General features: G+C 69.3%; 12 protein-coding genes. All 12 read right to left on the reverse strand.

The window, feature by feature from the left end:
• Window positions 1-71: 71 nt before the first annotated feature.
• On the reverse strand, window positions 72-1,547 hold the full coding sequence (gene pyk, locus B2284_RS11825) for a pyruvate kinase (RefSeq protein ID WP_006943809.1): 1,476 nt from the start codon (window positions 1,545-1,547) through the stop codon (window positions 72-74).
• 170 nt (window positions 1,548-1,717) lie between these two features.
• Window positions 1,718-3,175 carry a glutamate synthase subunit beta gene (locus tag B2284_RS11830; RefSeq protein ID WP_074045259.1) on the reverse strand — a complete coding sequence of 486 codons (1,458 nt, stop codon included), beginning with the start codon at window positions 3,173-3,175 and terminating at the stop codon, window positions 1,718-1,720.
• Between the two features lies 1 nt (window position 3,176).
• Window positions 3,177-7,712, reverse strand: a complete 4,536-nt coding sequence (gltB, locus tag B2284_RS11835; protein WP_136788422.1) for a glutamate synthase large subunit — start codon at window positions 7,710-7,712, stop codon at window positions 3,177-3,179.
• Between the two features lie 168 nt (window positions 7,713-7,880).
• Window positions 7,881-8,780 (reverse strand): prolipoprotein diacylglyceryl transferase, encoded by a 900-nt coding sequence (lgt, locus tag B2284_RS11840; RefSeq protein ID WP_136788423.1) that lies wholly within the window; start codon window positions 8,778-8,780, stop codon window positions 7,881-7,883.
• Window positions 8,780-9,532, reverse strand: coding sequence for a DsbA family protein (locus tag B2284_RS11845; protein WP_136788424.1), 753 nt, complete (start codon window positions 9,530-9,532; stop codon window positions 8,780-8,782). Before B2284_RS11845 ends, lgt begins: the two co-directional genes overlap by 1 nt.
• A 48-nt stretch (window positions 9,533-9,580) precedes the next feature.
• Entirely contained in the window at window positions 9,581-10,084 is a 504-nt protein-coding gene (locus tag B2284_RS11850; RefSeq protein ID WP_231729550.1) for a MauE/DoxX family redox-associated membrane protein, read from the reverse strand.
• On the reverse strand, window positions 10,081-10,881 hold the full coding sequence (gene trpA, locus B2284_RS11855; protein WP_136788425.1) for a tryptophan synthase subunit alpha: 801 nt from the start codon (window positions 10,879-10,881) through the stop codon (window positions 10,081-10,083). Before trpA ends, B2284_RS11850 begins: the two co-directional genes overlap by 4 nt.
• Window positions 10,878-12,155, reverse strand: coding sequence for a tryptophan synthase subunit beta (trpB, locus tag B2284_RS11860; RefSeq protein ID WP_074045255.1), 1,278 nt, complete (start codon window positions 12,153-12,155; stop codon window positions 10,878-10,880). The genes trpA and trpB overlap by 4 nt, the downstream gene beginning before the upstream one ends.
• The gene (gene trpC, locus B2284_RS11865; RefSeq protein WP_136788426.1) at window positions 12,152-12,988 is read right to left on the reverse strand and encodes an indole-3-glycerol phosphate synthase TrpC; all 837 of its coding nucleotides are present in this window, start codon (window positions 12,986-12,988) and stop codon (window positions 12,152-12,154) included. Before trpC ends, trpB begins: the two co-directional genes overlap by 4 nt.
• 91 nt (window positions 12,989-13,079) lie before the next feature.
• Window positions 13,080-13,322 (reverse strand): HGxxPAAW family protein, encoded by a 243-nt coding sequence (locus B2284_RS11870; RefSeq protein ID WP_136788427.1) that lies wholly within the window; start codon window positions 13,320-13,322, stop codon window positions 13,080-13,082.
• 2 nt (window positions 13,323-13,324) lie between these two features.
• Window positions 13,325-14,005 carry a Trp biosynthesis-associated membrane protein gene (locus B2284_RS11875; RefSeq protein ID WP_131941102.1) on the reverse strand — a complete coding sequence of 227 codons (681 nt, stop codon included), beginning with the start codon at window positions 14,003-14,005 and terminating at the stop codon, window positions 13,325-13,327.
• Window positions 14,002-14,807, reverse strand: an 806-nt coding sequence (locus B2284_RS11880) for a chorismate-binding protein (protein ID WP_286697563.1), incomplete at its 5' end; no start/stop codon positions are given. The genes B2284_RS11880 and B2284_RS11875, both read right to left, overlap by 4 nt.

Below are 14,807 nucleotides of genomic sequence, written 5' to 3' on the forward strand. Positions count from 1 at the left end.
TACCCGAACGCGCGCTGCCCCCGCGCACCAGGGCGCGGGGGCAGCAGCGCCGATCAAGGACTGAGGCAGGATCAGTTCTGCGCGGCGGCGCTACGGGCCTTCTCGTGGTCCTCGTAGGCCGGCGCGACGCGGTTCTTCGCGTCGCCGATCTTGTGCACGCGCAGCGCGTTCGTCGAACCGGGGATGCCGGGAGGCGATCCGGCGGCGATGACGACGAGGTCACCCTCGACGCAGCGACCGTCGCCGAGGAAGATCTCGTCGACCTGCATCGACATCTCGTCCGTGTGCTTGACCTTCGGGCTGCACTCCGTCTGCACGCCCCACACGAGCGCGAGCTGCGAACGCACCGTCTCCGACGGCGTGAACGCGACGATCGGCAGGCGCGGACGCAGACGCGACATGCGCTGCGCCGAGTCGCCCGTCGTCGTGAAGTTGACCAGATGCGTGCACCCGAGCGTCTCCCCCACCTCGACGGCGGCCTTCGTCACGACGCCGCCCTTCGTGTGCGGCTGGATGCCGAGGTCGGGCACGCGCTCGAGGCCGTGCTCCTCCGTCGAGGAGATGATGCGCGCCATCGTCTTGACCGTCTCGATCGGCCACGCACCGACCGACGTCTCCCCCGACAGCATGACGGCGTCCGCGCCGTCGAGCACCGCGTTGGCGCAGTCGGAGGCCTCGGCGCGCGTCGGGCGCGGATTCTCGATCATCGACTCGAGCACCTGCGTCGCGACGATGACGGGCTTCGCCGCGCGGCGCGCGAGCTCGATGGCACGCTTCTGCACGATCGGCACGTCCTCGAGCGGCAGTTCGACGCCGAGGTCACCGCGCGCGACCATGATGCCGTCGAACGCCTCGATGATCTCGATGAGGTTCTCGACCGCCTGCGGCTTCTCGATCTTCGCGATGACGGGGCGACGGATGCCCACCTCGTCCATGATCTCGTGGCAGCGCGTGATGTCGGCGGCGTCGCGCACGAACGACAGCGCGATGAGGTCGGCGCCGGCCTTCAACGCCCAGCGCAGGTCAGCCTCGTCCTTCTCGCTGAGCGCGGGCACGCTCACCGCGACACCGGGCAGGTTGATGCCCTTGTTGTTCGAGACGCGGCCCGGCACGACCACCTCGGTCACGACGTCCGTGGCCGTCACCTCGACCGCGCGCAGCGCGACCTTGCCGTCGTCGACGAGCAGCATGTCGCCGACGTTGACGTCGCCCGGCAGGCCCTTATACGTCGTGCCGACGCGCTCGGAGTCACCGTCGACGTCCTCGGTCGTGATGGTGAAGCGGTCGCCCTTCGCGAGGTCGACCGGGCCCGCGGAAAAACGAGCGGTGCGGATCTTCGGGCCCTGCAGGTCGGCGAGGACGCCGACGGCGCGACCCGTCGCCGCAGCGGCGGCGCGGACGTGGTCGTACCGGGTCTGGTGCTCCTCGTACGAACCGTGGGAGAGGTTGAAGCGGGCGACGTCGAGGCCGGCCTCGACGAGCTCACGCGTCCGTTCGGCAGAGTCGGTAGCAGGACCAAGGGTGGCAACAATTTTCGCGCGACGCATGCTGCCAACCCTATCGCCCGCGCGAGCGTTCCCTCAGTCGACCATCTCGCCCGGTGAGACCCCCGTCACCGTACTCGCGGGTAGGCCCGCGACGACGCGGAAACCCCCGCCGCCACGAGGGCGGCAGGGGCTTCCACGACGCGCGATCAGGCGTCAACACATGCGGACGATCACACCGTCAGCGGACGATCCGTCGGCTTGATCGGCGCGGGCAACGTCGAGTCACCCATGAGCCACATGTCGACGCCGCGCGCCGCGCTGCGGCCCTCGGCGATCGCCCACACGATGAGCGACTGGCCGCGCCCACAGTCACCGGCGACGAACACGCCGGGCACGCTCGACATGTAGTTCGCGTCGCGCTGCACGTTGCTGCGCTCGTCGGTGTCGACGCCGAGCTGCTCGAGCAGACCCTCGCCCTGCGGGCCGAGGAAGCCCATCGCGAGCAGCACGAGCTGCGCCGGGATGACTCGCTCCGAGCCTTCGACCTCCTCGAACTTGCCGTCGACGAACTTCACCTCGACGATCTTCAGACCGCTGACGTTGCCGTCGTCGTCCGCGAGGATCTCCTTCGTCGAGGCGGAGTAGACGCGCTCGCCACCCTCCTCGTGCGCCGAGGCGACGCGGAAGATCATCGGGTACGTCGGCCACGGCTGGTTGGCCGGACGCTCCTCGCCGGGCTGCGGCATGATCTCGAGGCTCGTCACCGACTTCGCGCCCTGACGCAGCGCCGTACCGATGCAGTCGGCTCCGGTGTCGCCACCACCGATGACGACGACGTCCTTGCCGGTCGCGAGGATCTGACCCTCGACCTCGCCGCCGAGCGCGACGCGGTTGGCCTGGGGCAGGTACTCCATCGCCTGGTACGTGCCCGTGTGCTCACGCCCCGGCACCGGCAGGTCGCGACGCACCGTCGCGCCCATCGCGAGGACGACGGCGTCGTAGCGCGAGCGCAGCTGCTCCGCCGTCAGCGTCACGCCGATCTCGGTGTTGCAGCGGAAACGGGTGCCCTCGGCCTTCATCTGCTCGATGCGACGATGGAGGATGCCCTTCTCCATCTTGAACTCGGGGATGCCGTAGCGCATCAGGCCACCGGGGGCGTCGTCGCGCTCGAACACGGCGACGGTGTGCCCGGCGCGCGTCAGCTGCTGCGCGGCGGCGAGGCCCGCGGGCCCCGAACCGACGACGGCGACCGTCTTGCCCGTCAGGCGCGTCGGCACCTGCGGCGTGACGTAACCACGCTCGAAGCCCTCCTCGACGACCGTCTTCTCGACCTGCTTGATCGTGACGGCGGGCTGGCTGATGCCGAGCACGCACGCCGTCTCGCACGGCGCGGGGCACAGGCGTCCGGTGAACTCGGGGAAGTTGTTCGTGGCGTGGAGGCGCTCGATGGCCTCCTCCCACTCACCCTTCCACGACAGGTCGTTCCACTCGGGGATGAGGTTGCCGAGGGGGCAGCCCGAGTGACAGAACGGGATGCCGCAGTCCATGCATCGGCCGGCCTGACGCTGCAGGGTGCCGAGCTGCTGCTCCTCGTACACCTCCTTCCAGTCGCGGATGCGAACGGGAACGGGGCGACGTTCGGGCAGCTCGCGCTCCCGGGTCTTGAGGAATCCGCGGGGGTCAGCCACGTCAACTCACCTCCATGATCTTGTCCCACACCTGGGCGCTGTCGGGGTCGACGCCCATGCCTTCGGCGTCCTTGCGGATGCTCAGCACGCGCTGGTACTCACGCGGCGTGACGAGCGAGAAACGGACGAGGCTCGCAGGCCAGTCGTTCAGCAACGACTCGGCGACGGATGAACCCGTCTCGGCGGCGTGCTTCGTCAGCAGCTCCTTGACGACGTCCTCGTCCTCGGCGCGCAGGCCGGTGACCTCGACGAGCTCGCGGTTGACGAGGTCGGCGTCGAGATCGAGGACGTACGCCTCACCGCCCGACATGCCGGCCGCGAAGTTGCGTCCGGTCGCGCCGAGGATGAGCACGCGACCACCGGTCATGTACTCGCAGCCGTGATCGCCCACGCCCTCGACGACGGCCGTCGCTCCCGAGTTGCGGACGCAGAAGCGTTCGCCGACCTTGCCGCGCAGGAAGATCTCACCGCTGGTCGCGCCATAACCGATGACGTTGCCCGCGATGGCGTTCTCCTCGGCGACGAGGGCCGTCTCGGTATCGGGACGGATGATGATGCGCCCACCCGACAGGCCCTTGCCGACGTAGTCGTTGCCCTCGCCGACGAGCCGCAGCGTCAGGCCCTTCGGGATGAAGGCGCCGAAGCTCTGCCCGCCCGCACCGCGCAGCGTGATGTCGACGAAGTCGTCGTGGAGCAATTCATCGAGGTAGCGCTTGGTCAACTCGTGGCCGAGCATCGTGCCGACGGTGCGGTTGACGTTCGACACCTTCGTCTCGAACGCGACCGGCGTCTTGTGCTCGATGGCGTCCTTCGCCTTCGCGATGAGTTCGTTGTCGAGCGCAGCGTCGAGGTGGTGATCCTGACCCTGGGTGTTGAACAGCTCACCGCCGAACGGCATCTCCGCCTTCGCGAAGATCGGCGCGAGGTCGAGACCACTGGCCTTCCAGTGCTCGACGGCCTCGTCGGTGTCGAGCGCCTCGACGTGCCCGACGGCCTCCTCGATCGAACGGAAACCGAGCTCGGCGAGGATCTCGCGCACCTCCTCGGCGATGTACTCGAAGAACGTCTCGACGAACTCCGGCTTGCCGCTGAAACGCTCGCGCAGCTCCGGGTTCTGCGTCGCGATGCCGACCGGGCAGGTGTCGAGGTGACACACGCGCATCATGATGCAGCCGCTGACGACGAGGGGCGCGGTTGCGAAACCGAACTCCTCCGCGCCGAGCAGCGCGGCGATGACGACGTCACGGCCCGTCTTGAGCTGGCCGTCGGTCTGCACGACGATGCGGTCGCGCAGGCCGTTGAGCAGCAGCGTCTGCTGCGCTTCGGCGAGGCCGAGCTCCCACGGCCCACCGGCGTGCTTGAGCGACGTCAGCGGGGAGGCTCCCGTGCCGCCGTCGTGGCCGGAGATGAGCACGACGTCCGCGTGGGCCTTCGAGACACCGGCGGCGACGGTGCCGACGCCGACCTCGGAGACGAGCTTGACGTGGATGCGCGCGCTCGGGTTCGCGTTCTTCAGGTCGTGGATGAGCTGCGCGAGATCCTCGATCGAGTAGATGTCGTGGTGCGGCGGCGGCGAGATGAGACCCACGCCGGGCGTCGCGTGACGCGTGCGCGCCACCCACGGGTACACCTTCGGCCCGGGCAGCTGACCGCCCTCGCCGGGCTTCGCGCCCTGCGCCATCTTGATCTGGATGTCGTCGGCCTCCGTGAGGTACAGCGACGTCACGCCGAAGCGACCCGAGGCGACCTGCTTGATCGCCGAACGACGCTTCGGGTCGAGCAGGCGATCGACGTCCTCGCCGCCCTCTCCGGTGTTCGACTTCGCGCCGAGACGGTTCATCGCGATCGCGAGCGTCTCGTGTGCCTCCTTCGAGATCGAGCCGTACGACATCGCACCCGTCGAGAAGCGCTTGACGATGGCGCTCGCCGGCTCCACCTCGTCGATCGAGATCGACGGACGGTCGGAGGCGAACTTGAACAGCCCGCGCAGCGTCATGAGCTCTGCCGACTGGTCGTCGACGGCCTGCGTGTACTGCTTGAAGATGTCGTAACGACGCGCGCGCGTCGAGTGCTGGAGGCGGAACACCGTCGTCGGGTTGAACAGGTGCGGTGCACCCTCGCGGCGCCACTTGTACTCGCCACCGACCTCGAGCTCGCGGTGCGCGGGGCCCTGGCCGTCGCTCGGGTAGGCCTTCGCGTGACGCGCCGCGACCTCGGCCGCGATGACGTCGAGACCGATGCCGCCGAGACGCGACGTCGTCGCGGTGAAGTACTCGTCGACGACCTCCTGGCTGAGGCCGAGCGCCTCGAACACCTGCGCGCCGCGGTAGGAGGCGACGGTCGAGATGCCCATCTTCGACATGACCTTGAGCAGGCCCTTGCCGAGCGCCTTGATGAGGTTCTTGACGGCCTGCTCGGGCGTCGTGTCACCGAGCGCACCCTCATGGGCGAGCTGCTCGACGGACTCCATCGCGAGGTACGGGTTGACGAGCGCCGCGCCGTAGCCGACGAGCAGCGCGACGTGGTGGACCTCGCGCACATCGCCGGCCTCGACGACGAGCCCGACCTGCAGACGCGTCTTCTGACGGATGAGGTGGTGGTGCACCGCCGCCGTCAGCAGCAGCGACGGGATCGGCGCGAACTCGGCGTTCGAGTCACGATCGGACAGGACGACGAAGCGGTGACCGTCGGCGATCGCCTGGTCGACCTCGGCGAAGATGCCCTGCAGGCGCGCCTTGAGCGCGCTCGCACCACCGTCGACGCGGTACGTGCCGCGGATGACGTACGCCGCGAAGCCGGCGCGGTCGCCGTCGGCGTTGATGTGGACGATCTTCGCGAGCTCGTCGTTGTCGATGACGGGGAAGCCGAACTCGACCTGCTTGACGTGCTCGGGGCCGTCGGTGAGCAGGTTGCCCTCCGGACCCATCGTCGTGCCGAGGCTCGTGACGAGCTCCTCGCGGATCGCGTCGAGCGGCGGGTTCGTCACCTGCGCGAACAGCTGCGTGAAGTAGTCGAACAGCAGGCGCGGACGCGAGCTGAGGACGGCGACGGGCGTGTCGGTGCCCATCGAACCGAGCGCCTCGGCGCCCGTCGACGCCATCGGCGTCAGCAGGATCTTCAGCTCCTCGTTCGTGTAGCCGAACGTCTGCTGACGGCGCGTGACCGAGCTGAGCGAGTGGGTGATGTGCTCACGATCCGGCAGGTCGCCGACCTTGACGATGCCCGAGTCGAGCCACTCCTGATACGGCTTCGCCGTGGCGAGTTCGCCCTTGATCTCCTCGTCCGGGATGATGCGCCCGGCCTCGGTGTCGATGAGGAACATCTTGCCCGGCTGCAGGCGCCCACGCTCGACGACGTCCTCCGGCGCGAGGCCGAGCACACCCGCCTCGGAGGCGAGGACGACGAGGCCGTCCTTCGTCACCGAGTAACGCCCGGGACGCAGGCCGTTGCGGTCGAGGACGGCGCCGATGAGCGAACCGTCGGTGAACGTCACGCACGCGGGGCCGTCCCACGGCTCCATGAACGCGGCGTGGTACTCGTAGAACGCGCGACGCGCCGGGTCCATCGTCGCGTGGTTCTCCCACGCCTCGGGGATCATCATGAGCACCGAGTGCGGCAGGCTGCGACCCGACAGGTGCAGCAGTTCGAGGGCCTCGTCGAACGTCGCCGAGTCGGACGCGTTCGGGGTGCAGATCGGCAGCAGGCGAGACAGGTCGCCGGGGATGATGTCGCTGCGCAACTGCGACTCGCGTGCGCTCATCCAGTTGCGGTTGCCGCGCACCGTGTTGATCTCACCGTTGTGCGCGATGAAGCGGAACGGGTGCGCGAGCGGCCAGCTCGGGAACGTGTTCGTCGAGAACCGGCTGTGCACGAGGGCCAGCGCCGTCTCGAACCGCTCGTCCGACAGGTCGGGGTAGAACTGCTCGAGCTGCGCCGTCGTCAGCATGCCCTTGTGGACCATGGTGCGCGCCGACAGCGACGCGAAGTAGACGTCGAGCTCGTTCTCGGCGCGCTTGCGCGCACAGAACGCGAGACGGTCGAGTTCGAGGCCCGAGGCGTCGCCGTCCTTCGCCGCGACGAACACCTCGCGGAAGACCGGCATCGTGCCGCGCGCCGACTCACCGACGACGTCGGGGTTGACGGGGACGTCACGCCAGCCGAGGACGACGAGGCCTTCCTCGTCGGCGATGCGGTCGAAGCCCTCGCCGACGTGCCACTGGCCGTCGGCGTCCTGCGGCAGGAACGCGATGCCGACGGCGTAGGAGCCCTTCGCGGGCAGCTCGAAGTCGACGACCTCGCGCAGGAACGCGTCGGGGATCTGCGTGAGGATGCCGGCGCCGTCGCCGACGAGCGGGTCGGCGCCCGTGGCACCGCGGTGGTCGAGGTTGGTCAGGGCCAGCAGCGCCGCGTCGACGATGTCGTGGCCGGCGTGGCCCCGCATCGTCGCGACGAGCGCGACACCACAGGCGTCATGCTCGAACGTGGGGTCGTACAACCCCTGGGCAGCGGGCTGGGCGGAGAAAGCATGAGCAGACATGACTCACCGTCCTGTTCGTCGTCGGGACGCCCGAGCGCAGGGCGCACGAGGCATCGGGTCGGGTCGAAACCACCGCGGGACGGCATTGGCCTGCGGGTTTTATGCATTCTATCGAATGTTCATGCGCGCTCACCACGTGGACGAGCGCGTCTCAGCTGACGATACAGCTCAGGAGGCCTCGTCGGCCGTGGTGTCCGCATCGTGTGCACCGTGGGCATCCGGCTCGAGCTGGTGCGCCGCCCGTGGGTCGGCGGACGCACGCCGGCGCGCGATGAAGATCGCGAGGCCGAGCAGGAAGACGATGCCGCACACCCACACGTTGACGCGCACACCGAGGATGCGGTTCGCGAAGTCGCTGCGCATCAACTCGACGACGATGCGGCCTAGCGGGTACAGCATGACGTACAGCGCGAACGCCTGCCCCTGGCGCAGCCGCCCCGAATCCGACAGGCGCCAGATGACGAGGGCGATGAGCATGCACCAGATCGCCTCGTAGAGGAACGTCGGGTGGAACGTGCCGAGGACGACGGGGGCACCGGTCGAGTCGACGACCGCACGCCCCTTGTTCATGTCCCACTGGTGGATCTCGAGGGCCCACGGCACGTTCGTCGCGCGACCGTACAACTCGTTGTTGAAATAGTTGCCGAACCGGCCGATCGCCTGCGCGAGCGGCAGCGCGGGGGCGACGCAGTCGGCGAGCACCGGGAACGGGACGCCCGCCTTGCGCGCGCCGAACCAGGCGCCGACGGCGCCGAGGACGACGGCGCCCCAGATGCCGAGGCCGCCCTCCCACACCTTGAACGCGTCGAGCGGGTGCCCGCCCTCGCCGAAGTACGGCTGCGGCGTCGTGATGACGTGGTACAGCCGCCCCCCGACGATGCCGAACGGCACGATCCACAGGGCGACGTCGACGGCCTCGTCACGCGAGTAGCCGCGCCCTTCGAGGCGCCGCCCGGTGATCATCGTCGCGATGACGACGCCCGTCAGGATGCAGAGGGCATACGCCCGAAGGGGCACCGGGCCCAGCCACAGCACCCCTTCGGTCGGTGAAGGAATCTCCGTCAGCATCAGAACTTGGCCAGCACCTTGTCGATCGTGGTGGGCGTCGAGTTCTCGATGTTCATCATGCCGGCCATGTCGGCGTTGTCGACGTCCTTGCCGTTGATCTTGACGACCGGCGTGGAGTTGACCCCGGCCTTGTTGGTCTCGGACTCGGTCTTCTTGACGTACGCCGAGTACCGGTTGTCGTTGACGCACTTCTCATAGGACGAGCCCTTGACGCCCACGTCCTTCGCGAGCTTGATGAGCGTCTCGTTCGTGTAGCCGACGCCCTCCTTGGGCTGGTTCTCGAACACCTTCGTCGTGAAGTCGGAGAACTTGCCGGCGGTGGCCGTGCAGAACGCGGCGTTCGCGGCGCGGGCAGAGCTGTCGCCGGGCAGGTTCTCATCGAGGAAGGTCTTGACGTGGTACGTCAGCTTGACGTCACCGGCCTTCGCCATGTCCAGGAGCTTGGCTCCCTGGGCCTGCTCGAACTGCTTGCAGAACGGACACTGGTAGTCGAAGTAGACGTCGACCTTCTTCGCGTCGGCCTTGGCCTTGTCGGCGAACACCGGCATGCCCTGGCCGTTGGCGAGTGCACCCGTCGGGGTGTCACCGGCAGCGACAGGGGTGTCGGTGTCATCGCTCTTGTTGAGCGAGAGGAAGGCGACGGCCGCGATCGCGAGGACGGCCACGAGGCCGACGATCGCGGCGATCAAGCCCTTGCTGGGGCCCTGCTTGGGCGCCACGGATTGCAGCTTGGTGGAAGCATCAGGTCGCATGGGTGAAGCCTTTCACAGATGGCGGGGGCGTTGAGTCACGAAGATCGTTCAGCCCCACAGCGCCCCGTCGGCGCTGAAGCGGCTGCGCGGGCGCCAGGCGAGCAGCCCGGCGAGGATGAGAAAGACGATGTCGCGGCCGATCTCCTGCGGATACTTCGTCTGGCTCGCGGCAACCGCCCCGCCCTCGGAGAAGCACCCACAGTCGATCGAGATGCCGCGCGCCCACGCCGAGGCGATGCCCGCGATGAAGATGACGAGCAGCAGCGCGGAGATGATCGCCGCGAAGCGGGTGAACAGGCCGACGAGCAGGATGACGCCGAGCGCCACCTCCGCCAGCGGCAGGATCGTGCCGATGACGTTCGCGACGTCGTAGGAGAACAGGTCGTATGCGCGCACCGAGCGGCGCGAGGCGTCGAGGTGCGTGAGCTTCGGCAGGCCTGCATAGAGGAAGACACCGGCGAGCACGAGGCGCAGCACGAGGGCGATCCACGGCCAGCGGTTCGAGCGCTCGGCGGTGGGCTTGGTCGTGCTCGTGTCCATGCTGGTGCTCAACGTCGTACTCCGTCGCTCAGTTCCTTCGTGGCCTCGGCGAGGGCCGCCAGGCCGCGTTCGGGGTCGGTGTCGAGCAGCGTCTTGACGAGCGCGGAACCGACGATGACACCGTCGGCGTACCGGCCGATCTCGCGCGCCTGCTCCGCCGTCGAGACGCCGAGGCCGACGCAGACGGGCAGGTCGGTGGCGGCCTTCGTCCGCTCGACGAGACCCTTCGCGGCGTCACCGACGCTCGTGCGCGCACCCGTGACGCCCATGACGGACGCCGCATAGACGAAGCCCGAGCAGTTCGCCGTCGTCGCCGCGACACGGGCGGGCGTCGAACTGGGCGCGACGAGGAAGATCTTCGCGAGGCCGAGCTCGTCGGCGACGGCGATCCACTCGTCGGCCTCGTCGGGCACGAGGTCGGGGGTGATGAGGCCGGCTCCCCCGGCGGCCTTCAACTCCTCCGCGAAACGGCGGATGCCGTAGCGCAGCACCGGGTTCCAGTACGTCATGACGACGGCCACGCCACCGGCGTCGGTGACGGCCCGCACGACGCGGAAGACGTCCGCGATGTGCACACCGCCCTCGAGAGCCTGCGTCGCGGCGCTCTGGATGACGGGGCCGTCCATGAGCGGATCGGTGTACGGCAGGCCGACCTCGACGATGTCGCAACCGTTCTCGACCATGACCTGCGCGGCGCGGATCGAATCCGCGACGCTCGGGAAGCCCGCGGGAAGGTAGCCGACGAGGGCGGCGCGTCTTTCGTCACGGGTGGCGGCGAAGACGGCGTCCAGCGGGATGGGGGTGCTCACAGCTTCGTCTCCTCGTCCTCGCCGCTGACGACGGTCTCGTCTTCATCGATGAGCCCGAACCAGCGGGCGGCGGTGTGCACGTCCTTGTCGCCGCGCCCGGAGAGGCTGACGAGGACCAGCCCGTCCTCGCCCAGCTCGGCGCCGACCTTCATCGCGCCCGCGAGGGCGTGCGCCGACTCGATGGCCGGCAGGATGCCCTCGGTCTGCGACAGCAGCCGGAACGCCTCCATCGCCTCGACGTCGGTGATCGGGTGATACTCGGCGCGACCGATGTCCTTGAGGTAGCTGTGCTCCGGACCGACGCTCGGGTAGTCGAGGCCCGCGGACACCGAGTGCGTCTCGATCGTCTGGCCCTCCTCGTCCTGGATGACGTAGGTGTACGCACCATGCAGGACGCCCGGCGTGCCCTGGCCGCTGAAGCGCGACGCATGCTTGCCGCTCGCGATGCCCTCGCCGCCGCCCTCGAGGCCGACGAGGCGAACGCCGTCGTCACCGATGAAGCGGTGAAAGATACCCATCGCGTTCGAGCCGCCGCCGACGCAGGCGCAGACTGCGTCGGGCAGGCGCCCGGCCTCGGCGAGGATCTGCTCGCGGGCCTCCTCACCGATGAGCTTGTGGAAGTCGCGCACCATCTCGGGGAACGGGTAGGGGCCCGTCACCGTGCCGAGCACGTAGTGCGTCGTGTCGACGTTGGCGACCCAGTCGCGGAACGCCTCGTTGACGGCGTCCTTGAGCGTCTGGCTGCCGTGCTCGACGGGCACGACGCTTGCGCCGAGCAGCTGCATGCGTGCGACGTTGAGGGCCTGACGCTCGGTGTCGACCTTGCCCATGTAGACGACGCACTCGAGGCCCATGAGCGCCGCGGCCGTCGCGGTGGCAACGCCGTGCTGGCCGGCACCCGTCTCCGCGATGACGCGCGTCTTGCCCATGCGCTTGGCCAGCAGCGCCTGGCCGAGGACGTTGTTGATCTTGTGCGAGCCGGTGTGGTTGAGATCCTCGCGCTTGAGGAAGACGCGCGCGCCGCCGCAGTGCTCGGCGAAGCGCTTGACCTCCGTGATCGGGCTCGGACGGCCCGTGTATGTGCGGTGCAGTTCGGCGAGTTCGTGGCGAAACTCATCGTCCACCATCGCCTTCTGGCGTTGCTCGTCGAGCTCTTCGAGCGCGGCGACGAGGGCCTCGGGGACGTAGCGTCCGCCGTAGTCGCCGAAGCGCCCGAGGCCGTGCGGCGCGAGACCGTCGTGGCGCGGTTCGCCGAGCGGGGTGGGGTCGGTCATGCGGGCGTCCCTTCGACGGCTGACGCGTTCGTGGCGTCCGCGCACGCGGTGATGATGTCGGCAAGCCCCTGCTGGGGGTCGCCGTTCTTGACGAGTGCCTCGCCGATGAGCAGCGCCTGTGCGCCCTCGCGGGCGTAGCGGGCGGCATCGGCGGGCCCGGAGATGCCCGACTCGGCGACCTTGACGACATGCGCCGACAGCGTCGCGGCGATCGGGCCGAACACCTCGGGGTGGACGTCGAGCGTCTTGAGGTTGCGGGCGTTGACGCCGAGCAGCTGCGCGTCGACGGCGAGTGCCCGTCCCGCCTCGGCGGCGTCGTGAACCTCGACGAGCGCCGTCATCCCGAGTTCGCGCGTGAGAGCCGCGAAGTCGCGCAGCTGCGCGTCGTCGAGGGCGGCGACGATGAGGAGGACGAGGTCGGCGCCATGGGCGCGGGCCTCGAAGAACTGGTACGGCTCGACCATGAAGTCCTTGCGCAGCACCGGGATGTCGACGGCGGCGCGCACGGCGTCGAGATCGGCGAGCGACCCGCCGAACCGGCGCTGCTCGGTGAGCACCGAGATCGCGGTCGCTCCCCCGTCGGCGTACTGCGCGGCGAGCGCGGCCGGATCGGGGATCTGCGCGAGCGCGCCCTTGCTCGGGCTGGATCGCTTCACCTCGGAGATGACGGCGATGCGCCGCGCCTCGCGGGCGGCGTGGAACGCGGCGAGCGCGTCGCGTGCGGGCGGTGCGGCGTCGGCGTCACGCGTGACGTCGGCGAGGCTGCGCGCGCGCACGCGCTCGGCGAGGTCGTCTCGCACCCCGGCGATGATCGAGTCGAGAACAGTGGTCACGGTCGAATCCAATCAGCGTGACAGGGCACGGCGCCGCCGGTTCCAGCGTGTGGTCACGGCGCGCGCCGGGCCCGTCAGGCCGCGGCGCGGATCAGGCGGGCTTGCGCTCGGAGTCCATCGAGCCGTGCGCGGCAGCGCTGCGGCGGTTCGCCTTGCCCATGAGCCACCCGACGACGCCGCCGCCGACGACGAGGACCGCGCCGATGATGTCGAGCAGTTCGTTGCCGAAGTACACGCCGAACGCGATGAGGAGCGAACCAACCATGCAGATGCCGACGCCCGTCCAGGCGGCGGGGCTGTGGCCGTGGTCGAGGTACGGGCTGTCTCCGGACATCGTCATTTCTCCTTGGAGCCGTGCTGCGCAGCCGACGTCTCCGTCACGCGCGTTGATGAACTGTTCTGGGTCATTGTGTCAGGCCCGTCCGGCTCGTGCGAGCCGGGGGCGGTCTCGGTGTCCGTCGGGTCGATGCCGCGGTTCATGAGATCCCAGTCGCTCTCGTGCGTGGTCGGCGCCTTGGTCTCCGTCGGCGCGTCGTAGCGGCTCGACAGCCCCGCCCAGCGGCTCACGCCGAGCAGCGCCAGCAGGGACGCGGCGACGCTGAGCAGGCCGGCGAACACCGCGGCCCAGAACCATGGCGTGAACGTGCCGCGCGCGACGGCCTCACCGTTGTGGCCGGTGACGGACGTCATCCGCGTCTTGACCGCCGAGGCCGGGTCGCCCAGCGTCAGCAGCGTGACGACGAGCAGCGCGACCGAGGCGATGAGCGAGACGAGCGCGGCGGGCCAACGCGCGATGCGGCCGGCCGTCGCGGCGGCAAGGACGCCTGCGACGGCGACGAGGGCGATGCCGAAGTAGCCGGGCACCGCCTGGTTGCCCGTGACGTCGACCTTGCTGCTCGCGATGACGCCATCGTTGAGGGAGCCGTTGATCCACGTGCGCCCCGAGACGATCGCGGCGAGGACGGCCGCGATGAGGCTGAGCAGGATGACGCTGCGTTTCGTCGTGAAGGTGCTCATGCGATTCCCGTCATGCCGTCGGCCGTCGCGACGGCGCGTAACGCCGCGGCGGCCTTGTTGATCGTCTCCTGGTATTCGCTCTCCGGCACCGAGTCGGCGACGACGCCGGCGCCCGCCTGGACGTGCGCGACACCGTCCTTGAGCACGGCGGTGCGGATGGCGATGGCGGCGTCGGCGTCGCCCGCGAGGTCGAAGTAGCCGATGACGCCGCCGTAGATGCCCCGACGGGTGCCCTCGCGCGATTCGATGATCTGCATCGCGCGTGGTTTCGGCGCGCCCGAGAGGGTGCCCGCGGGAAACGCCGCCTCGAGCACGTCGTAGGCGGTGACGTCGTCACGGCGTGCGCCGATGACGGTCGACTCGAGGTGGATGACGTGGCTGTAGTTGCGGATGTTCATGAACTCGACCGTCTCGACGGTGCCCGCGCGACAGACGCGCTGCAGGTCGTTGCGCGACAGGTCGACGAGCATGAGGTGCTCGCTGCGTTCCTTGGGGTCGGCCAGCAGGTCGTCGGCGAGCTCCTGATCGTGTTCCGGGGTCTTGCCGCGCGGGAGCGAACCGGCGATCGGGTGCGTGATAACGCGTTCGCCTGTCACCTTGACGAGCGCCTCCGGCGAGCTGCCGACGACGTCGTACGCGCCGCCGTCAGGGTGCGGCAGGCGGAGCAGATACATGTAGGGGCTGGGGTTGCTCGCGCGCAGGGCGCGGTAGACATCGAGCGCGTCGGCGTGCGTGTCGACGCTGAATCGCTGGCTGACGACGATCTGGAAAGCCTCGCCCGCGCGGATGTCCTCCTTGCACG

Source organism: Dermacoccus sp. UBA1591 (assembly GCF_002322065.1).
GTDB lineage: Bacteria > Actinomycetota > Actinomycetes > Actinomycetales > Dermatophilaceae > Dermacoccus > Dermacoccus nishinomiyaensis.